General features: G+C 58.5%; 17 protein-coding genes and 1 pseudogene. 1 reads left to right on the forward strand and 17 read right to left on the reverse strand.

Annotated features, from left to right (window positions below; translation table 11 throughout):
• Nucleotide 1 precedes the first annotated feature (1 nt).
• From AC1DNI_RS19515 to AC1DNI_RS19535, 5 genes and pseudogenes are all read right to left on the reverse strand, one after another.
• A pseudogene (locus tag AC1DNI_RS19515) lies at nucleotides 2-1,083 on the reverse strand (AAA family ATPase).
• Nucleotides 1,076-2,485, reverse strand: a complete 1,410-nt coding sequence (locus AC1DNI_RS19520) for a DUF5691 domain-containing protein (RefSeq protein WP_477693072.1) — start codon at nucleotides 2,483-2,485, stop codon at nucleotides 1,076-1,078. Before AC1DNI_RS19520 ends, AC1DNI_RS19515 begins: the two are co-directional and overlap by 8 nt.
• Nucleotides 2,482-3,864: an SWIM zinc finger family protein gene (locus tag AC1DNI_RS19525; protein WP_477693073.1), complete on the reverse strand. Its 1,383-nt coding sequence runs from the start codon at nucleotides 3,862-3,864 to the stop codon at nucleotides 2,482-2,484. Before AC1DNI_RS19525 ends, AC1DNI_RS19520 begins: the two co-directional genes overlap by 4 nt.
• A 254-nt stretch (nucleotides 3,865-4,118) precedes the next feature.
• Nucleotides 4,119-5,576, reverse strand: coding sequence for a UdgX family uracil-DNA binding protein (locus AC1DNI_RS19530; protein WP_477693074.1), 1,458 nt, complete (start codon nucleotides 5,574-5,576; stop codon nucleotides 4,119-4,121).
• Nucleotides 5,576-6,808: a putative DNA modification/repair radical SAM protein gene (locus AC1DNI_RS19535; protein ID WP_477693089.1), complete on the reverse strand. Its 1,233-nt coding sequence runs from the start codon at nucleotides 6,806-6,808 to the stop codon at nucleotides 5,576-5,578. Before AC1DNI_RS19535 ends, AC1DNI_RS19530 begins: the two co-directional genes overlap by 1 nt.
• A gap of 359 nt (nucleotides 6,809-7,167) precedes the next feature.
• Between AC1DNI_RS19535 and AC1DNI_RS19540 the strand changes: the two genes are divergently transcribed.
• Nucleotides 7,168-7,299: a hypothetical protein gene (locus AC1DNI_RS19540; RefSeq protein ID WP_255453114.1), complete on the forward strand. Its 132-nt coding sequence runs from the start codon at nucleotides 7,168-7,170 to the stop codon at nucleotides 7,297-7,299.
• A gap of 16 nt (nucleotides 7,300-7,315) precedes the next feature.
• Here AC1DNI_RS19540 and AC1DNI_RS19545 read toward each other — a convergent pair whose 3' ends face one another.
• The 12 genes from AC1DNI_RS19545 to AC1DNI_RS19600 form a co-directional block, all read right to left on the reverse strand.
• A complete protein-coding gene (locus tag AC1DNI_RS19545; protein ID WP_477693075.1) occupies nucleotides 7,316-9,616 on the reverse strand; it encodes a GAF domain-containing hybrid sensor histidine kinase/response regulator in 2,301 nt (766 codons plus the stop codon).
• Nucleotides 9,617-9,754: 138 nt separating this feature from the next.
• Entirely contained in the window at nucleotides 9,755-11,803 is a 2,049-nt protein-coding gene (locus tag AC1DNI_RS19550; RefSeq protein WP_477693076.1) for an ATP-binding protein, read from the reverse strand.
• Nucleotides 11,790-13,298, reverse strand: coding sequence for an ATPase domain-containing protein (locus AC1DNI_RS19555; RefSeq protein WP_477693077.1), 1,509 nt, complete (start codon nucleotides 13,296-13,298; stop codon nucleotides 11,790-11,792). Before AC1DNI_RS19555 ends, AC1DNI_RS19550 begins: the two co-directional genes overlap by 14 nt.
• Nucleotides 13,299-13,509: 211 nt before the next feature.
• Nucleotides 13,510-13,884 (reverse strand): nuclear transport factor 2 family protein, encoded by a 375-nt coding sequence (locus AC1DNI_RS19560; RefSeq protein WP_477693078.1) that lies wholly within the window; start codon nucleotides 13,882-13,884, stop codon nucleotides 13,510-13,512.
• Nucleotides 13,885-13,911: 27 nt separating this feature from the next.
• Nucleotides 13,912-14,220 (reverse strand): hypothetical protein, encoded by a 309-nt coding sequence (locus AC1DNI_RS19565; protein ID WP_477693079.1) that lies wholly within the window; start codon nucleotides 14,218-14,220, stop codon nucleotides 13,912-13,914.
• A 127-nt stretch (nucleotides 14,221-14,347) separates the two neighbouring features.
• The gene (locus AC1DNI_RS19570; RefSeq protein WP_027232749.1) at nucleotides 14,348-14,947 is read right to left on the reverse strand and encodes a hypothetical protein; all 600 of its coding nucleotides are present in this window, start codon (nucleotides 14,945-14,947) and stop codon (nucleotides 14,348-14,350) included.
• A gap of 21 nt (nucleotides 14,948-14,968) precedes the next feature.
• Nucleotides 14,969-15,286, reverse strand: a complete 318-nt coding sequence (locus AC1DNI_RS19575; protein ID WP_027232748.1) for a PepSY domain-containing protein — start codon at nucleotides 15,284-15,286, stop codon at nucleotides 14,969-14,971.
• Nucleotides 15,287-15,548: 262 nt separating this feature from the next.
• Nucleotides 15,549-15,989: a hypothetical protein gene (locus tag AC1DNI_RS19580; protein WP_477693080.1), complete on the reverse strand. Its 441-nt coding sequence runs from the start codon at nucleotides 15,987-15,989 to the stop codon at nucleotides 15,549-15,551.
• 144 nt (nucleotides 15,990-16,133) lie between these two features.
• Nucleotides 16,134-16,517, reverse strand: coding sequence for a hypothetical protein (locus AC1DNI_RS19585; protein WP_477693081.1), 384 nt, complete (start codon nucleotides 16,515-16,517; stop codon nucleotides 16,134-16,136).
• A gap of 106 nt (nucleotides 16,518-16,623) precedes the next feature.
• Nucleotides 16,624-17,313: an FkbM family methyltransferase gene (locus tag AC1DNI_RS19590; protein WP_174208389.1), complete on the reverse strand. Its 690-nt coding sequence runs from the start codon at nucleotides 17,311-17,313 to the stop codon at nucleotides 16,624-16,626.
• Nucleotides 17,314-17,364: 51 nt separating this feature from the next.
• Complete coding sequence (locus AC1DNI_RS19595; protein WP_477693082.1) at nucleotides 17,365-19,368, reverse strand: putative bifunctional diguanylate cyclase/phosphodiesterase; 2,004 nt, start codon at nucleotides 19,366-19,368, stop codon at nucleotides 17,365-17,367.
• A 7-nt stretch (nucleotides 19,369-19,375) separates the two neighbouring features.
• The gene (locus AC1DNI_RS19600) at nucleotides 19,376-19,882 is read right to left on the reverse strand and encodes a putative pterin-binding protein (RefSeq protein WP_027232744.1); all 507 of its coding nucleotides are present in this window, start codon (nucleotides 19,880-19,882) and stop codon (nucleotides 19,376-19,378) included.
• Nucleotides 19,883-20,091 lie beyond the last annotated feature (209 nt).

The raw sequence follows: 20,091 nt of genomic DNA on the forward strand, positions 1-20,091 counted from the left end.
CTCAGACCACTTCGCGAATAGCTTCGTAGAGGTCGCTCCAGCCATCGCGCGTACGCAGGACGGTTTCGAGATACTCAGACAGCGCGACGCCGTCCTGCACCGGATCCTTGACAACTGCACCGACGATGTTGGCAGCAAGGGCATTTGCATCGATACGGCCATCGCCAAAATGCGCAGCTTCCGCCCATGCCGACACGCCCACGGAATCGCCTCCGCGGTTGAAAGCGTGCCGGTCGAGGTCTTGAGCTTGATCTTGCCATTCAACGTCTTGCCGTCGCGGATCTCCCGGAACAGGACAACGATGCGGGCAAGTTCTTTGTCCGCCGGCTGGATCGCCGGCAGTCTTAGATTGTTGCCGATCTCGTTGACGCGTTTGACGACGATCTGCGTCTCCTCCTCCAACGTGCCCGGCGACGGCAATACCACGACGTTGAAGCGGCGCTTCAAAGCCGAGGACAGATCGTTGACACCCTTGTCGCGATTGTTGGCGGTGGCGATGATGTTGAAGCCGCGTTCAGCATTGATTGCAATGTCGAGCTCCGGCACCGGCAGGGTCTTTTCCGAAAGGACGGTGATCAGCGTATCCTGCACCTCGGACCCCATGCGGGTCAGTTCTTCAAGCCGAAGGAGCGTGCCCTCTTCCATCGCCCGAACCAGAGGCGTCTTGACCAGGGCCTCCGGCGACGGCCCTTTGGCGAGGAGCAGCGCATAGTTCCAGCCGTAGCGGATCTGGTTCTCGTCCGTCCCTGCGGTACATTGAATCAAACGTTGCGACGAACCGGAAATCGCGGCGGCGAGATGTTCGGAGACCCAGGATTTCGCGGTGCCCGGCAAGCCGAGTAGCAGCAGCGCCCGATCGGTCGCGAGCGTCGCGATCGCTGTTTCGATCAGCCGTCGACTACCGACATATTTGGCCGAAATCGGCGTTCCGTCGGCAGCATCGCCGCCCAGTAGATAGGTAGCGACCGCCTGAGGTGAGAGCTTCCAATTTGTGGGACGGGGACGATCGTCGCCCTTTGCGAGCGCCTCCAGTTCGGCCGAGTAAATCTCTTCCGCAGGACGACGAAGTAAAGCTTCAGACATCTGTGGTCTCCAGTTTGTCCATGAGATCGAGAAAAAGGATGGCGTTGCCGCACTCCGCCGGATCGAAGGCGGCAAGTTGGGTGCGAAGCAGGGAGCGCATCGGTGCCGGGCACATGATGGCCATACTGTTTGCAATATCGGCATCAAGGTACGTCTTTTCATTGCCGAACGATCGCCATTGCTTGGATCGCAGCAGGTCACTGAAGAGGGCTTGTGTCGCCTCGCCGCCGAGAAAACGCGCCATCTGGCCTATGATCCACCGTGCAGTGTCGTTCGTCCACCTGTCCGGGCGGAAGACATAGGCGGCCCATACCTGACGCATCTCGGGCGGATATTGCGCGAGCAGATCAGCCTCCAGCCGCATGAAGGGCTCCCAACTGGCATGGAGATGACCATCGGTGATCAATTTCACGATGTCGAGGCGCTTGTCCTGTGTGGCCATGAACAGCAAGGCGACCAGAAGTTCGTCTTGCTTGGTTGCTGCAACCATCGCCTCCACCGAGAGTGACAGGGCGTTGGCGAGTTTATCCAGTCCGACCGGGCCGAAGGTTTCGTTGAGCCAGGCCATCACGGTGTTTTCCCTGACCGTTGCGGGCAACTCCAGCGTGAGGCTTTTCTTCTTGAAAAGGATGCCGGACGTCGTGACCTTGATGCGCTCCAGTGCAGCGCGCAGGGGCGGATCGTCCCCTTCAAAGCCAGGCAACCGAACCAGCAGTCTTGCAGCAAGGTCGCGCACGCGGGGCGCGCGATCCTTGTCGAGACCCTTGAGGAAAGGCGCGTCGGCTCCCGACAGGTTCTCCCGCAAAGCTTCGAGAAGTCGTACGCGGCTTTCGGCGCTTTCAGCCTGCCAGATCGCTGTCACCAGGCCGCGCGCCGCTTCCGGGTCCGACATGCGGCGTTTCTGGATGTATCCCGCTTTCACCGCGGGCGTCGCATGCATCCAGTTGCCATCATTCAGGCTGTCGGGTGCGAAGTAGTTCTGCTGTTGCGTGACAGGGACCTCCCGTTGCGAAAAGGCAAGGGCTTCGGCGCCGAGATGCTCCGCATATGCCCTCACCATGGTCTCGAGCTTTGGCAGGTCGAACGGATGCAACCGAAGCCTTCTCTCGGTCAGTTTGCGAACTATGGCCGCTGTCAGCCGGCTCAATGCCTGGTTCTTGGCGGTGAGGAGCCGCAGCAGAAGCTTTCTTGCTGCGTCCGGCACGATCGTCGCATTATCAACGACAGCGTTACCGGCATCAAACTTTTCCGGCGATACGGGACGCTCAAATCGCATCGCCTGGCCCGCCAGCGCGAGAGCCTGCAGGGCGTCGCTAACACCTGCGGCGTCGAGCGGCAGACCGTCCTTTGCGCCCGAGAGAAGACGCGGCACGATCACATCTGTCAGACTGGATACGTTCACGCTGTCCACCGCCCGAGTATTGTTTCCGCCCAGAACAACGTGAACTCATTGCCATCCCAAAGACCTGCACCATCGATGTTTTCGAGTTGCAGAAGCGGCCAGACGGCATCGGCTTGCGATTTCGCCACCGGCAGGCAGATCGTTTCATCATCGAGATAGATGTTCTCCCCCGAGGTCCGGAGCCGGGCCGCGCGAAACATCACTGGAAACTCGCCAAGCCAGGGCTTTGCAATCAACGCATCCGCGTAACGGCCGTAGGCCGATGCGAGGTCTTCGGCGGGAAGGTTCAACGGTGCGTCGGACGGCAGGGTACTCCCGGTCTGGACCGCGATCTGTGCCCGCAACGGAACGCTAGACGGATAGAAGACGAGCTCTGCATCGAATGTGTCGCCGATGGCATAGACGCCCGCGGACACACCTGCCCCAACCGGGACGTATTCGATGAGAACGGCGGGCCGGTCGCTGCCCAGGAGCCAGGTTTCGATACGCCGCAGCTTGTCAGGCTGGGTCTCGCTGCGGGTAGCCCAGACGCGCCAGGTATCCGATATGCGGAGCGCCTCCTCGTCATCGAGCAATGCGGCACGCGTGATATTCCAACCAACCATCTGGCGGACGTCCTGACGCAGCGGATCGGCGAGGTCGGCCTGACGGCGATAGGCGGCGGCCAGAAGATGCAGCATGGCAAGTTCGGTGATTGCCGCAGTGGGACGGGCCGGTGCGGGAAGCACAAAAAGGCGCGTCGGCAGGGTATCCACACGCAGCGCCAGGCCGGGCGCCTTGGCATCAAACAGGCGTTGTGCCATCACCCGGCATGCGGCCGAAGCTTTGGCCGGAAAGGCGGCAAGACCGCCATCCAGTTGATCGCCAAGCCAGATATCCAGCTCATCGAGGCCATTGGCGATGGAAGCCTCACGCTCGATCCGGCTTCGCTCGCGGGCAGCGGCGGCGCGGGCATCCGTTTTTGGATCCGCCTGGGCCGCGGCATCGTCAATCGCCTCGATCGAGACACGAGATTTATCAGCAGCGTCCGTGGCGGGCCCGGCAGAAGGGCCACGGCGGCGCGATACCCATTCGGCTGCCCACTCGGGAGCCGCTGCGGTCGCAAATTCTGCCTCGCCTTCAGCGCGTAGCCACATGAGCGCGAGGCCGTGCTTGCAAGGAAACTTTCGGCTTGGACAACTACATTTATACCCGGCGTCGATTTCCGAGACGACGGTCCGGTAAGGCGTGGAGCCCGACCCCTGGCACTCGCCCCAAACCAGGCCAAAGCCGTCCTGGGCGAGCGCCGGCCAATTTGAGCGGTTAAGGAGTTTCTTCGCAGCGGCAAGCGATGCTTGATCCGGCGCAAGCGCTTCGAGCCTTGCCAGGGTCAGGCTCAATGAACCCTCCGGCACCGTTGCATCTGCCTGGAGCTATTCGTTTTCGCGCTGCTTTCCGAAGTTTCAGTCCGATCTAACATAGGCTTTGATTACATATTCTTGCGTAAAATTCGTCTAATACAAGCTAATAGTCGCAATCTTACGTTACGTCCCCTCCCCTAGTAAAGCAGCCCGAAGTTGTCTTTGGATGTGTTCGGGCGGAACGCTTGAGCGAGTTGCTATCAGCTCGACCGGATCACGTATTCCGCCAATTCCTAGGCGCCTTGCGCCTCAGCCACGAGACGCAGGTCGGCGTGAAACCTCTTGATTTCCAACTGCTGGTGATCGAGGTCCGGCAGGCGCAGCAGGTAGGAGGGATGAACCGTCGCAAGAAGCGATCGTGTACCATCGAGCGGCATCAGGACGCCTCGAACATCGGTCAAGCGTCCTTGCCGTCCGGTCAGCGAACCCAATGCGGTCGCCCCTAGAGCAACCACGAGTTGCGGCTTCACAAGATCGATCTCCTGCCGCAGCCACCATTTGCAAGCCTCGATCTCGCCGGCATTGGGCTTTTGATGAATGCGTCGCTTGCCTCGCGGCACATATTTGAAATGCTTGACGGCGTTGGTAACGTAGACGTTTCTGCGATCGATGCCGACTTCCGCCAATGCATTGTCGAATACTTTGCCAGCCGGACCGACAAAGGGGCGTCCCGCCAAATCCTCCTGATCGCCCGGCTGTTCCCCGACAAACATTATCCTCGCATCGGCCGGGCCTTCGCCGAATACGGTTTGCGTGGCGTTGCAGTGAAGCGGGCAGCGGGTACACCGCCGCGCTTCTGATCCAAGCTCCTCGAGCGAGCCCGGGACAGGGGTTTCGTGGTCCCCGGAAATTCGAAGCGTCGTCGCTTCCTGCAAGCGATCGTGGAAAAGCGGTGGCATGGTGGGCTGCCGCTGCCGCATTTCCATTACGCTTCGTTCGGCGTTCCCCACGAGCTCAGGTATCAAAACTGCCTCGGGAAGATTCTTCCAGTACTTTTTCGGCATTTCCGCCCGCATTGCCTTTAGCTTCAAACGTGCCGGATTGAAGATGCTCGCGTAATAGGTACGCCAGAGATCGTCAGTTGTATCGGAGGCAGTCGACTTTCCCGCAGGCTCGCGTGACGTGACAAGATTTTGGCCGTCCCACATCATCGACCCCCGGGGTGTGGCGATGATCCAATCCATATCCGTGAAACGCCGCTGAAAAAACGGCGCCACACGCTCCACGATAAAGTGATCGGGTTCAAACCACGCCACGAACTGTCTTCGTGCGCGGGCCTCCTGGTGGACGACCTCCTTGAAGCGCACAAACGCCTTCATCTTGTGACTGTCACGCCGCACCGATTTTTCCAGTTTCAGCGCTGCCGCCACGTCCTCGTCAGAAGCCACGTTCAACAGGCCCTTGTCACTCTGCATCCGCGACAGGATACGGTACAACAGGCCAAACCGTGCGGGGCTGCTATGGCAGATAATGGTTTCGGCGAGGGCGATGAATCTTTCAGTTGCAGTGACGGCATGGGACCCGTTCGCCGCTTCGCTCGCGTCGGGGATCGAAAGGCCGAGCATGTCTGATGCCCCTGCGGCATCGCTCCACATGACGTCGTTGGGTTCAATGCCGTGCGACAGCAGGCGCCGCGCGGCATCGCGCCATTCGATGAAATTTCCCCTGCCCTCCAGAATGACGCTTCGCATCAGAGCAGTGCGAGTTGTTCGGGTTTTCTTTGGAACATGTGGTTGAGGTCGGCGCTGTCAATCAGCCGGTGCGGCGACCAGCCGTCAGCGACAATGAACGCCTTGACCTTTTTCAACGACACGCCAAGCCGTTGCAGATCTTCGAGGCGTAGGCGGCGATGCCGCCGCCCCGAAAGGATCGCCTTGACCGTCTTCGTTCCAAGCCCGGGAATGCGCAGCAGGATTTCGCGCGCCGACCGGTTGATATCCACGGGAAATCGCTCACGATGCGCAAGAGCCCAGGCGAGCTTTGGGTCCATGTCCAGATCCAGCATTCCGTCCGGCCGCGCCGATGTGATTTCCTCGATGTCGAAACCATAGAATCGATACAGCCAATCTGCCTGATAGAGCCTGTGCTCGCGTTCGAGCGGCGGCCGGATCAGCGGCAGGTTCTTCGACGCGTCCGGTATGGGACTGAACGCGGAATAATATACCCGGCGCAGCTGGTATCCACCGTAAAGGTGCGAGCTGGCGCGCAGGATCGTCGCATCGCTAGCCCCATCTGCGCCAACGATCATCTGCGTGCTCTGCCCTGCAGGAACGAAACGCTTCCGCCGCTTTGTCTGCAGCGTCGGCTCGTTTGCCGCCTCGATTTTTAGCCGCAGATCGGCCATTGATTTTCGTATTTCGCCCGGCCGCTTGTCCGGTGCAAAACGGGCAATACCCGAATCCGTAGGCAACTCGATGTTGATCGAAAGGCGATCGGCATAAAGCCCGGCCTCCTCGATCAAATGCGGCGAAGCGTCGGGTATCGTCTTCAAATGAATATAGCCGCGAAAGCCGTGGGTCGTGCGCAGTTCGCGGGCAACGCGGACCATTTGTTCCATCGTGTTGTCCGATGAGCGGATTATGCCCGATGAAAGGAACAGGCCTTCGATATAATTGCGCCGGTAGAATTCGAGCGTGAGCCAGACAACTTCCTCTACCGTAAAGCGGGCCCGCTCCACATTGCTCGAAGATCGGTTGATGCAGTAGGCGCAGTCGAAAATGCAGAAGTTCGTGAGGAGAATTTTGAGGAGCGATATACAGCGCCCATCCGGTGCGTAAGCGTGGCATATGCCTGCGCCCTCGGTCGATCCCAATCCGCCCGATCTGGACGAGTCGCGCTTCACTGTTCCGCTGGAGGCACATGAAGCGTCATACTTTGCTGCATCCGACAAGATTGCCAACCGGTGTTTCAAGCTCTTCTTCATAATGTTCATGATATGTTCTTGGTGCGACCAGGTCAAGACCTCCCTAGATCGCAAGGACTGCGCCAATCGGAAGCCAACAACCGAAATAACGCGCAACCATGGAACGTTAGGAAAGCGGTTCTCCGCCGACCTGCCTTGTTTATCCAGCCAACTTGAATTTTGCGCCGGCGGTTTTTGTGGATCAGGGCAAGTGCCGGCGCGCTTTGCTTAAGCCTTGTCGATTTTATGTTGCGGTTGAAACTTAGCGTTTGACGCCGCCTGCCAATGGTTCTCTAACTGGGGACAGCGCTGGGTCTTCTGACGGCATGCCAGCGCTTGCGAGCGTTCAATGCTCCCGCCATCACGAGCAGGAGAGCGATATGGCCAAAGGTCAACAACGTAGCAACAAGGAAGTTCGAAAACCCAAACAGGCGAAGGCGCAGGAAGTGAAAGCGGCGCCTGCGGCCTTTAGCACGACGGCGAAGCGCCTGGAGAATCCGAAAGGGCGCTGACGAAAGGCTAATTCGACTATCCCCTCTCGCGGCGCAGCGCGAGAATATGCCGGATCTTGCGGGCGAGTGCCTCACGCTGATAGGGCTTGGAGAGAAGTTCCACGCCCGGGTCGAGCCGCCCGCCATGGACGATGGCATTTTCCGTATAGCCAGATGTGAAGAGCACTGCGATCTGCGGCAGGCGCTGGCGGGCCTGGCGCGCAAGCTCGGGGCTTCCCAGCGGTCCAGGCATGACGACATCGGTAAAGAGCACGTCGATCGGAACACCGCTCTCGATGATCGATAGCGCGCTCGCCGCGTCCTTGGCCTTGAGCACGCGATAACCGAGATCGCCCAGCATTTCGACGACGGTCGCCCTTACCTCCTCGTCGTCCTCGGCAACGAGGATCGTCTCCGTGCCGCCGATCGTCGGGCCAAGATCGGTCTCGATCAACTCGTCTTCGTTCTGCTGCGCGCGCGGCAGATAGAGTTTTACCGTCGTGCCCTGGCCAACTTCCGAATAGATCTTGACGTGACCGCCTGACTGCCTGACGAAACCATAGACCATGGAGAGGCCAAGCCCAGTGCCGCGACCGACCGATTTCGTCGAGAAGAACGGTTCGAACGCCTGGGCGAGGACGGCGGGCGTCATGCCTGTCCCCGTATCCGTAACCGCCAGCATCACGAACTGACCGGCTTCCGCCTCCGGATTACGCCGCACATAGGCATCGTCGAGCGAAGCATTGCCGACCTCGATCGTCAGCTTGCCGCCATCGGGCATGGCATCCCTCGCGTTGATTGCGAGGTTGAGCAGCGCGTTCTCGATCTGCGCCGGGTCAATCAGGGTATTCCATAGCCCGCCGGAGCGAACGATCTCAATCTCGATCGATTCACCGATGGTCCGTCGCATCATGTCGCCCATACCGGCGATGAAACGGCCGATATTGACGACCTTGGGTTCGAGTGCCTGCCTGCGTCCGAACGCAAGAAGCTGGCTCGCCAGCTTCGATCCGCGGCTTACCCCCGCCAGGGCGTTTTCGATCCGCCGTTCGCCCCGCGCATTGCCGGCCATGTCCTTGGCCAGGAGTTGGAGATTGCCCGATATGATCTGCAGGAGATTGTTGAAATCGTGGGCAACGCCGCCGGTGAGCTGGCCCAATGCTTCCATCTTTTGCGACTGGCGCAGTTGTTCTTCCGTTTTCGAGCGCTCGGCGATTTCGTCGAGAACCCGCTGTTCCAGCGTGGCGTTAAGCCGTTGCAGCGCCTCTTCCGCGTTGCGCCGGACGGTGAGTTCGCGATCGGCCGCCTGAAACAGCCTGGCGTTGTCGATGGCTGTCGCCGCCTGTCCAGCTACGCCGACGAGGAGCGTTTCATGATCAGGCTGGAACTTGCCAGGTTCGTTATGTCCGAAGAACAACCCGCCGAGTACCTCGCCGGTGCGCGAAGTCACGGGTACCGCGAGATAGCTTCGAACCGGCAGATGACCCTTTGGCATGCCCTTGTGAGGAGCATTTCGGCCATAGCGCGGATCTGCGATAATATCGTGCGAGAGGACGACGCCCTCGCCCTTGAACGTCGGCTCGAATACCGCCGTATTGCGCGGCATTGGAAATTTCGAAAAGGCATCCTTGTCGACGCCGGAGAGCGCGTAGAGCATGTAGCTCTCGCCCTCCTTGTTGAGAACATTGTAAAAGAATGCGCCAAACTGCGCGCCCGTCAGCTCGACGCCTGCGTCAGTCACCATCTGCACCACTTTGCCGAGGTCAAGCTCGGCGGCAATATTGGCGCCGGTACGATTCAATATCTGAAGCAGGCGCGTTTCATTGCGAAGGGCTTCTTCGGCTTTGATCTTCGCAGTCGTCTCAACAACGATCGCCATGACGCCGCAGGGCACACCGTCCTCGTTGATCAGCGGCGAATAGTCCAGATTCATCCAGACCCGTTCGGGCTTGCCGCTGCGATGAAGGACGAGCTCCTGATCCAGATAGGCGAGCGTTTTTCCCTCCAGCCCGACCTTCATGACATTGTCGTTGAAATCGGCGACCTCCGGCCAGCCTTTTCTCACCTCGCTGCCAAGCAGCTGTGGGTGTCGTCCGCCGGCAAAGAGCGAGTAGGCGTCGTTATAGATCATAATGCCGAGTTCGCCCCATAGCGTCACGATCGGAACTGGTGAATGAAGAATGAGCGAGATCGTCGACTTCAGACTTTGCGGCCAGGCGTCAATTGGGCCGAGCGGCGTCAAGGTCCAGTCATAGGCTGCGATCAGCCGGGCAAGTTCGCCGTCGACGCGCAGGAATGTGTGATCGTTGACAAGTGACACTCCTTCTTCAGCGCGCATATTGGCTCCCACAGCTCCAGGCGTTGATCAATTGCATGGCTAAGGACGTTAAATCTTTGCAACTCCCCTGCAAAACGCACTAACGCAGAGGTGTGAAAGGTTGTTCCCCGCGCTCTCATGCCGATCCCTCCTGCCGCCTCATTTCGCGAGCGCCTTGGCGATCTGTGATGCAAGTTCCGCTTGCGTATACGGTTTGCCAAGCCGCGGCAGATCAATTCCCGAACCGGGCGGCAGGTCCGCATAGCCGGTTGCAACAAGGATCGGCAGCTGCGGATTTAGCGACAATGCGCTTTCCGCAAGTTCAGCACCGGTCATGTGCGGCATGGAGTAGTCTGTGATCAAAAGGTCGATTTCCTTGCCACTTTCGAGGAATTTCAGCGCATCGGCGCCGGAATTCGCCTCGTAGACCTCGTGGCCGAGGTCCTCAAGCATGTCCACGGTGCTCATGGCGATCAGAGCGTCGTCATCGACAACCAGTATGCGCGCCCTGACGCCGCTGCCGGCGGTGCTGGCCTCTTCACTGACAGGTTCTGCTTGCTTCACGGCACCGGTAACCGGTAGCCAAAGTTCTGCGGTGGTCCCTTTACCGAGCCGACTTGTCATACGGAGCGCGCCCTTGAGTTGGAGAGCAAGGCCGTGAATCATGGAAAGGCCCAGTCCTGTTCCCTTGCCGAGTTCCTTGGTTGAAAAAAACGGGTCAATCGCGCGCTTCAGCGTTTCCGGCGCCATGCCCAGACCAGTATCGCTGACGCCCAGAATGATATAGTCGCCGGCACCGAGGTCATCGGTTGTCGCAGCGATGTCGGCACGCCTGAGGCTGACGACGACGGCGCCGCCATCCGACATCGCGTCGCGTGAGTTGACCACGAGGTTGAGCAGCGCAAGCTCGATCTGGTTGGCATCGGCGAGCACCGGCGGCAGGGCATCGGGAACGTCGTAGCTGATGTGAACTCCGTTCCCGACGGATTTCGCGAGGAGGTCGTGCATGCCGCCGACAAGCGCCACCAAATCGGTGGGTTCGAGCTGCAGGTCCTGACGGCGCGCGAAGGCAAGCAGACGCTGCGTCAGGGCGGCGCCTCGTTGCGCCCCTTGCAAAGCGCCGTCGACAAGCCGCGCCGCCTTTGAATTGTCGGCAACCGACTTGCGCAACAGGTCGAGATTGCCCAGCACCGCCATCAGCAGATTGTTGAAATCGTGCGCAACGCCGCCGGTCAACTGGCCGATCGCTTCCATCTTTTGCGCTTGCCGCAACTGGTCTTCGGCGACCTCGCGCTGGCGGATTTCGTCAAGCAGCGTGCGGTGAGCTTGTTCGAGTTCACGCGTTCGCTTGAAAACCCGATCCTCGAGAGTCTCGTTCAGCTGGACAAGTTCGGCCTCGGCAATTTTTCTATTGGTGATATCGGAACATACCCCGACCAGTCGCTCGGGCTGGCCGAGCCTGTCGGAAACGACGCGTGCCCTTGCGTCGGCCCAGTGGGCGCTGCCGTCCGGCCACACCGTTCGGTGTTCGACCTGGAAATCGCGTCCGGTGCCTTTCGTCGTCGCAATGGCCGTGAGGACACGTTGCCTGTCGTCAGGATCGATGCTCGCAATGAGATCGTCATAAGTCAGTGCCTGATCGCCGCTTCGACCGAAGATGCCCCTGAACACATCGGATGTGATCAGTCCGTTGTTGGTAAAATCGAGTTCCCACGTGCCGAGATTGCCGGCGAGAAGCGCCGTTTGCAGGCGCTCTTCGCCCTCGCGAAGTTCTTCGAGGCGGCTGAGGGCCTCATATTGCCGCCCGCGCGCCTTGAGCGCCGTCTTGGCGACACTGACAAAGGTGGTGGCATGAAACGGACGCTCGAGAAACGTCACGTTGCCGAGAACCTCGGACAAGCGCGCGGCCGCTGGATTGCGCTCAGGACCGCCGCCGCGATGCGTCACGATTATGAACGGCAGATCCGACCAACTCGGCTGAACTTCAACCCATGCCGCGAGCGGCTTCAGGTCGGCGTTCCTTATGGCTTCCTCGGTAATCACCACAAAGCTGGCGCTCTCGCCAAGTAGGGAGGTCAGCACGTCGAGGCTCGGACAAACCTCTGACGCAATTGACGCTTCCGCGAGAATGGCCGCAGCAACAGCCGCGTCGCGGCCCATCGGAGCGTGTATAAGCGCCCGAGTGACATGATCGTTAAGAATTTTCATCCACTACGCCCAACGCCAGCAGCGGTTCGGCCTTGCCGACGAATGTGGGAACGCCGCGCAAAACACCTTGGAATTCATCAAGAGGCTGGCCGAGAGAAAGGCCATTTTTCGTTATCCGGAATTCGCGGATGGTATCCTCATGATTTCCAGTGCGTTTCTTTATGACAGAGACCGCTCGCCGCACCTTGCCGCGCGCCTCAAAATAGCGAAGCAGCACTACCGTATCAGCAAGGTACGTAACGTCGACGGGCGCCTTCATGTCGCCGACAAGCCCGTGCTGCGCCACCGTGAGAATGGTGGTCGTACCCTGGCGGTTCAGATATTGCAGCAATTCGTGCATGTGCAGGACCAGGGCGTTTTCCTCGGGCATCGATGCCTGATAGCCGTTGAGGCTGTCGATGATCACGGTCCTTAGGTTGGCGCTATCGACGCGCTCCCTCACCCTATGTGCAAATTCACCCGGCGAAAGTTCCGCTGCGTCCACCTGCTCGATGTGAAGGTAGCCTTCGTCGCGCATTTTTTCGAGGTCTATGCCAATGGCGCGGGTGCGATCGAAGAGAAGGCCCAACTCTTCATCAAAGACGAAGATTGCCGCTTTCTCGCCGCGCCGGATCGCAGAAACCACGAATTGCAGCCCAAAGGTGGTCTTGCCCGTTCCGGCAGGACCGAGAACGAGGCAACTCGATCCCCGCTCGAGCCCGCCGCCGAGAAGATCGTCTAACTCTCCGATGCCGCTCGAGAGGCGGTCGCGTGTAAACTGTTTGCGATGTTCGAGAGCGACGAGGCGCGGAAAGGCGACGACGCCTCCCGTTTGAATGATGAAATCGTGATAGCCACCGCGAAACGCCTGACCGCGATATTTGACAATGCGCAGACGCCGGCGCTCGGAACCATAGTTCGGTGCCAATTCTTCAAGCTTGATGACGCCGTGGACGACGCTGTGCACCGTCTTGTCGAGCACGTCAGAGGTCAGATCATCGAGCAGCAGGACCGTTGCGTTACGCTTGGCGAAATAGTGCTTCAGCGCCAGTATCTGCCGACGATAGCGCAGCGAACCTTGCGCCAGCAGGCGGATTTCCGAAAGGCTGTCGAGAACAACGCGCTTCGGCTGGAGGCGCTCGAAAGTCTCGAAGATTGCCTTTGTCGTTTCCCCAAGTTCAAGGTCGGATGAATATAGCAGACTTTGCTGTTGATCGGCGTCCAACAGGCTTTCGGGGGGTACCAGTTCGTAAACGTCGATATTTTCATCGATAATCAAGCCGTGGGAGAGAGCACCCTCCCGAAGTTCGTCCTCGGTTTCGGACAATGTGACGTAGAGGCCTTTCTCGCCCGCCGCAGCCCCTTCGAGCAGAAAGCGCAAGGCTATGGTCGTCTTGCCTGTGCCCGGATTGCCTTCGAGCAAGAAAACCCGCCCTTCGCTCAAGCCACCCGACAAAATGTCATCCAGTCCCGGTACGCCCGTGCGCGCTTTTTTCGAAGTCGTGGGTGCAACCATGCTTTGCTTCGTTCCCTTTGCCATCCAATAAGCACACGCAATTGCACTCGCTCCCTAGCGTAGCAATTGAATGAAGGGCGGAATAGAGAAGTGCGCCCCCTGCGCTGTCTGAGAGCCAATAACGTCATGGCGCGCCAATCGTTCCACGCGGCTCGAAATTATATACAATCAGTATCATGCAGCCAGGCGGCAGGCCTGACCTTTTGCTATGCTATTTCGGATTGACGAAGCCTCCCGGTTTGGCATCGTGCGGCAGCGACCAGCCGAAATAGACTTCAACCGCGGCAATCTTGCCATCGCGGATTGTCAGTATCTCGGTATTGCGAAACCTGTGCCCATCAGACCGTTTGCCCTCATAGGTGACGAATACCTCGTTGCCTTGCGCCACAAGGTGGATGAAGCTAAATGCCTCTATGCTATAACTCGTCGGCCAGCAGCGCTCAAAATAGGTCTGCCGGTCGATGCCGTTGTCGAGCGGACTGGTGAAATGAAAATCCTCTGCGACGAGGCGCTCCATAGCGTCTCTGTCCTTCGCCACATAGGCGTCGTAACTCGCGCGGGCGACGGCGATATTATTGTCCACCATCACGATCTCCCTGAGGCAATCGTTTGACTACTGCGTTCCATTCGGTTTGGCCGGCTGTTGATCGCCTCCCGAACCCGTCTGCGGCGTGGGATTGGTCTGCGCCGGAGTGTTTACCGTGGGCTCGTTTGTCGCCGGAGCTGATGGCGATGCGGTCGTGCTGTTGTCAGCTTTTGGCGTGTTATCGGTGGTTCGGCCGTACAATTCCGCAGCGCCCCAAGCAACGATGGCAAGGAGCAGGCCCCCGATGAGAATCTTGAGAACCGGGCGACCGGGCGGTCCCTGACGGGCCTCGTTGGCAGTCTCCTGAACCGGAGCTTTCGTCGTATCATTGTCCATGACGACATCCTTTTCATTTAGATAGGAACCGACGAAGCAGCGGGAAGTTCCGTTGCGCCCGACTTTCCCCAAGTGCAAAGACGCTCCCCCGACGATGCCGGGGGAGCGCTCAAAATTCATGCGTTCATCAGAGCGGGCGGTATTCACGCGCTCGCTCGCGTTCGCGGACGAGCTCTTCTTCCGTAAGATCCGGGTTACGTTCGTCAAACCCCTGCCAACCCTCTTCACGATACATTGCGCGGCGCGCGTTGACATCGACCGGAGTGTTGTCGTCAAGGATCGAGCGGACGAGGTCGGTCTGGCTCTCTTCGGCCTGGACCGTGACGAGCGTCCCGCCTCGGCGAACGCCCTCGGCGTAGACGTGGGCATCTTCCTCACTGACACCAGCGCCTGTCATCGAGCCGATGATTCCGCCCGCGGCGCCGCCCGCAACTGCGCCTGCTGCTGCACCGGCTGCCGTTGCAGCAAGCCATCCGGCCGCCACCACGGGTCCAACGCCCGGAATGGCAAGCATTCCAAGACCGGCAAGAAGGCCACCGGCACCGCCTACAACAGCGCCCACGCCTGCGCCGGCCGCCGCACCTTCGCCCGCATTGCTTTCACCATCACCCGCGCCGCCGCGGCGCACGATGCTTATGTCTGAAGACGCGACACCCGCATCTTCCAGGGCGTTTACGGCCGCACGCGCATCATCATAATCGTCAAACAGTCCAGTAACTATCGTCATTAGGATTCTCCCTTGATATCTTTATTTGGCGGATGCTGTGATATTGCCCTGGAAGTCGAGCTTTACCTCGACCGACTTTCCGTCCTTCATGGCAGTACCAGTCCAGATCCCGTCCTCGCCCTTCGTCAGGCCACTAACATCGGTGTAACCTTGCCCTTCGATGCGTTCCTTGGCCTGACCTTCGGTGAAGCTGTTTGCGCCTGGAACGGGAGCCGCAGGATTGTTTGTGTCCGGCGTTGCAACCGCCGGCGTCTGCGCGTCCGGCTTTGTTGTTGTGTCCTGGGCATAAGCTGCCGAAAGAATGGAAAGTGCGCCAAGCGCAAGTGCGATACGTTTCATGGTTTCTCCTTTTTATGATCGGCGATCATGCAAGAACTAACCCATAGATCAGCGCGAAGTTCCGCGCTGTCACACGGCGCGAGGGCAGTTTATTTTTTCGCCATTGCGGAACTTTTGGGCCAGTGCTGTCTTGGTTGCACGGCTGCTGGGCCCCACTTTAGGCTGATGTTTCAGATATTCGTTGCCCCAAGGATCTAGGCCATGCTCCACACGACTGGGGCAGTGTCACCTTCGCGCTGAGGATCGCGGCAGGTGCCTCTTTCTAGATTTGAACCGGTTTGACGTTGTCTATTCTAATGTTTCCACTGATAATTCCGCGCGCAAGGTCGGTTCGATCGCGCTCTATTTCGATGACCGAATAGAGTTTGTCGTCTCGGAAGGCGCTTGCATTTATGGTGGTAACATCGTCGGCCGGCGCCGCGTCGATCTCCATGAAGTCAAGTTCGCCGCCCGCAGCGACAATCCTGGCGTCGCCTGTTGTTCGGGCAGCGACCGTTACTTCGCCCTGATAGGGCGAGTTTTGCCATCGCGGATCATCCGCCGACGCGGTGGGAACCAGTCGGTAAACGTTGAGCGCCTCGCCACTTCCAACTTCTGACGAGGACCGGCTTTCGGCATCGGCAATTTGCGCTTGGCTCTCCACGGACTGGCCAAAGCTGGTGGGACTGCTTCTTCCTGTTTTATCTTCGTGACCGATGGACATAGCGAACCTCCTGTTGAAAGTTCGCCAACGCCACCCCGCCGGGATTGTTCCACACCCGGGTCGTCCCGGAATTGTAAGCGGCGTGCGACCCACAGTCGATATCAACTGCCGTTCGGGATGGGCGAGCTGCATCAGGAAGGAAGCCTAGCCGATTTTATCTTCCCACATCGTCGAGCGGAGAAGCGCCTGCGTGTGCTCAGCCAGGTCCAGTTCGCCTCGCGCCTCGATTTCCAAAAGATATCGAGCCTTGGCCTTACGATCCGCTTTGCCAACCGCAGGATAGGCGCAGACAGCCAGCAGCGCCTTTTCTTCAGCTCGGCTGGCACTTTCGTGGTCGCGGCTGCTTCTCACGATTTTTTGGAATGCCGCGTACATGGCCTTGTGCGCCGCGATCAGCGCCTGCAGATCGCGGGACAATGGCAGATTCCGGTCTCTCGATGCGGTGGCGGGCACCGGACCCGCAACCGTCGAGGCGATGATTGCACCGCCGGAATTGAGAAAGAAAGCGCGGCGATTGATCCTGGCCATGACGTCTCCACTTTACTTCAACGCAGTCGCGCGATCGTAGCACGCCCGACGGCACGTTCATGTCAGGAGAGGTCGGAACACAAGTGTCTCGCTTCTTTCTTACCCTTCACAACGCCTCCGGTTCGTAATCTCGCAGGCCCTGCTCTTTTGCGAATAGCACACAAGCGCCATAGGATCCCCGCGGGTCATAAGCGAAGCCTTTTGCGGCGAGCGCCTGCGTGATCTCACGGATGCCCGACAATCCGTAGAGATGATCGTGCAGTTCAAGAAAGACCCGATCAATGCCGGCAAGCTCAGACTTGCAAAGCAAATCTTGTTCTGCGCCCTCAATATCCATGACGAGAACGTTGATGGCGTGGTGCGCGATGAAATCATCGATATTCGTTGAAGTCAGCGATATTTCGCGTTCGTAAGGACCCTGGTTTTTATCCATGGAAGACATCCAGAGATCCTTTCGAACATAGAACGGGATGGTGTGCGGTTCGCCCGCTGCCAGCAATCCTTGGGACAAAACCACGTTGCCGACGCTGTTCGCACTGATCACGCGTTGAGCAAGTGCTGCTGTCGATGGATTTGCTTCAAACGACCACACCTGGACACCTGAAATCTTTGCGATCAGCGAAGTGATCACTCCGATCCCTGCCCCCAACTCCAGCACCCGGTCATTCGCCCTGACGGCCTTGAACACCCACTTGGCTTCCTTTGCCTCGTAGCATCCGCTGGTAAGCGCCTGCCAGATAACGGGTGATACTTCATCTGATGCCAGTGGCACCGTAATTCCGTGGACGGTCAGCAATTCGAACTCAAACTCCCTTGTTGCCTGAGGATGGCAGGCGTTGCCAAGCGGCTAGCTACCCCTGCCCGACACTGCCTTCACATCAACAAGACCTTCATATTCAGCCAAGCTTACGCCATTGCTGGCCTGGCGGAGATGGTCCAGTTGCGTCGCGGGTACGGGCCTGCCGATCAAGAAGCCTTGCACCTGTTCGCATCCAACCTGTTTGACGCAAGCGAACTGCTCCTCGGTCTCAATACCTTCCGCTATTGTCGTCATCCCCAGGCTTCGTCCAACGCCCGTCACCAGTTCCACGATGGCGAAGGCATCTGCCCGGGTGGTGACGTCGCGGATGAAAGAACGATCGATCTTGATCTTGTCGAAGGGGAAGCTCCTGAGACTGCCAAGCGAGGAATATCCCGTGCCAAAATCGTCCATCGCAATCTGGATGCCGACTGCCTTTAGTTGCGTCAAGGTCTCGAGCGTCTGTTCATTCTTGTCAAGGAGAACGGACTCGGTAATCTCCAGCTCGAGCCGGTCCGGGTCGAGGCCGCTCTGAGTGACGATGGTGACGACGCTCTGAATGAGATTTCGGCTGCGAAACTGAACCGGCGACAGGTTGACCGCGACTTTGAGTGAACGTGGCCAACGGGCGGCTTCCGTGCAGGCCGTCCTTAAGACCCAATCACCCAATTCATGGATCAACCCGATGTTTTCTGCCACCGGGATGAATTCGGATGGGGGAACTTGCCCACGTATCGGATGAAACCACCGCAGGAGGGCTTCATAGCCACAAATCTCACGGGTAATCGTGTTGACTTGCGGTTGGTAGAATATCTCAAGTTCGCCCTTCCGCAGCGCCTGTTTGAGATCGGCTTCGAACGACTTCTTTTCCGTCAGTCTTGTTTGCATCTGTGACTGGAAGACACACGCATGCCCGGAGCCGAGAGACTTTGCTTCGTAGAGCGCAAGGTCTGCCTGTTTGAACAATTCGTCAGTACCGGACCCGATCACCGACAGGGCAACGCCGACACAGGTGCCAATCTTTATCTCACGCTCGCTGACAAGATAGGGAAAGCTGATTTCATCCATGACATCGCGGGCAAAATCAAAAGCCTGCTGCTCGTTCAGCCCCGCGGTCAGGATGGCGAACTCATCTCCGCCCAACCGGCAGACGAGGTCGCCTTCGCCACCAAGCTTTGTAAGGCGGCTTGCCACACCCTGGAGCAGGCCATCACCGACGTCGTGGCCCAGCGTATCGTTCACATCCTTGAAGCCGTCGAGGTCAAGGAGAAAGATCACAGCGGTTGGTCCACCGGCTGTCGCTGTTTTCAACCGGTTTTCCAGATCCTGCCGGAACAGCACACGATTGGGAAGTCCGGTCAGGGCGTCATGGTGGGCCACATGTTTCAGCCGGTAGTTCTGCAGCTTCAATTCACCTGAAGCCTCGCGGAGATTGTCTGTCAGGTCCTTCATCTTGCGGTGAGCACCGTCAAGAAGGCTGTTGTGGCGCAAAAGGAGAACAACGAGCCCCACCCCGCAGAGTATGAGCCCACCCGCAAGGCCCGTATAGATCAGATGGAGCTGTCGCAATTCCGCCTGGGCGGCGTCTATCAGACCGACATCATATTCAACCGCGGTGGATGCAAGCGCTGTCATCGACGCATCGAGGGCGGTCATGGTTCTCAGCGTCGCTTTGAGGCCCTCGGTATCGAGGGTCTCGAACCGCTGATCAAGCACATCGAGCACCTTGGTCAGCTCTGACAGCAGTTCGCGGCGCTGCGTGTCATCCTCGATAAAGCTATGGAGACTACCCTGCTTGAGCAGCTGTAACCGACCGATCATGATATCAAGTCGGAGGCGAACCTCATCGCGATCGGCGTCGTCCATACCCATGGCATAGGCCGCCACTCGATGTTCGAGCCTCATATATTCGGAGACAGTCTGTCCGATGGCCCAGGAGTCATTATAGCGGGCAAACTTCTGCAGCGCAGTTTGGCGCTCCGCAATGACATAGGCGATGTAGGCCGTCGCCACGACAAAGCAACAGATAATGATCCCTAGAAACCGTTTCACTGCGTCTCTACTCGATGATCAGTTTGGCCACCTGCCACGCGGATCGTGTGTAATAAGTCTGACTTTGCAGCTGCGGATCGCTTTCGTAAGGATAGACAATAAACAACGGACCCTTATCGCGGACCGGCATATATTCTCCATCGCGCTTGAGGGCGAGCACGACCTTGAATTTCTTGAAATCATCCAGCGGGATCGTCGTCACATAGTCGTTGAGCGCAACGGCGGTCACTTTCGTTCCGGTGGCGCCGACCAGTTCCATCAGCTTGTCGAGCGGCACACCCTCGAAGCGTACGCGCTTGTCATACCAAGGCGTTGTCGTTTCAATGGTCTGCAAGCCGATAGCTTCCAGCATCGCACGGTCGAATTCGGCCGTGGAACCCTTGTTTGTGTTTTCAATTTTCCCGGAAATAACCAGAATAGGCTTGCCATCAGGCTTGGCAAGTGAGCCAGCAGACGCGCCCGAAATCGTCGCAATCGACAAGGCCAGGTAGATGATTAGGCGGATTAGGCTCATTACATTTCTCCATGATCCATTAGTTTAATAGAGCAAATGAGCTAGACCAGCATCAAAAATAAACATCGGAAGCAATTCGCCGCACAGTTTCTTCGAATATCGACCCGCAGCACTCCTCAATCCGGCTTTTTGAGGTGTAGGGTGCGAACCCAACCCTTGCGGGAAAATCAGCAACCCTGGCCGATATCAGTCGGAACACCCAGAACTTC

This window comes from Phyllobacterium sp. 01N428 (assembly GCF_056399405.1).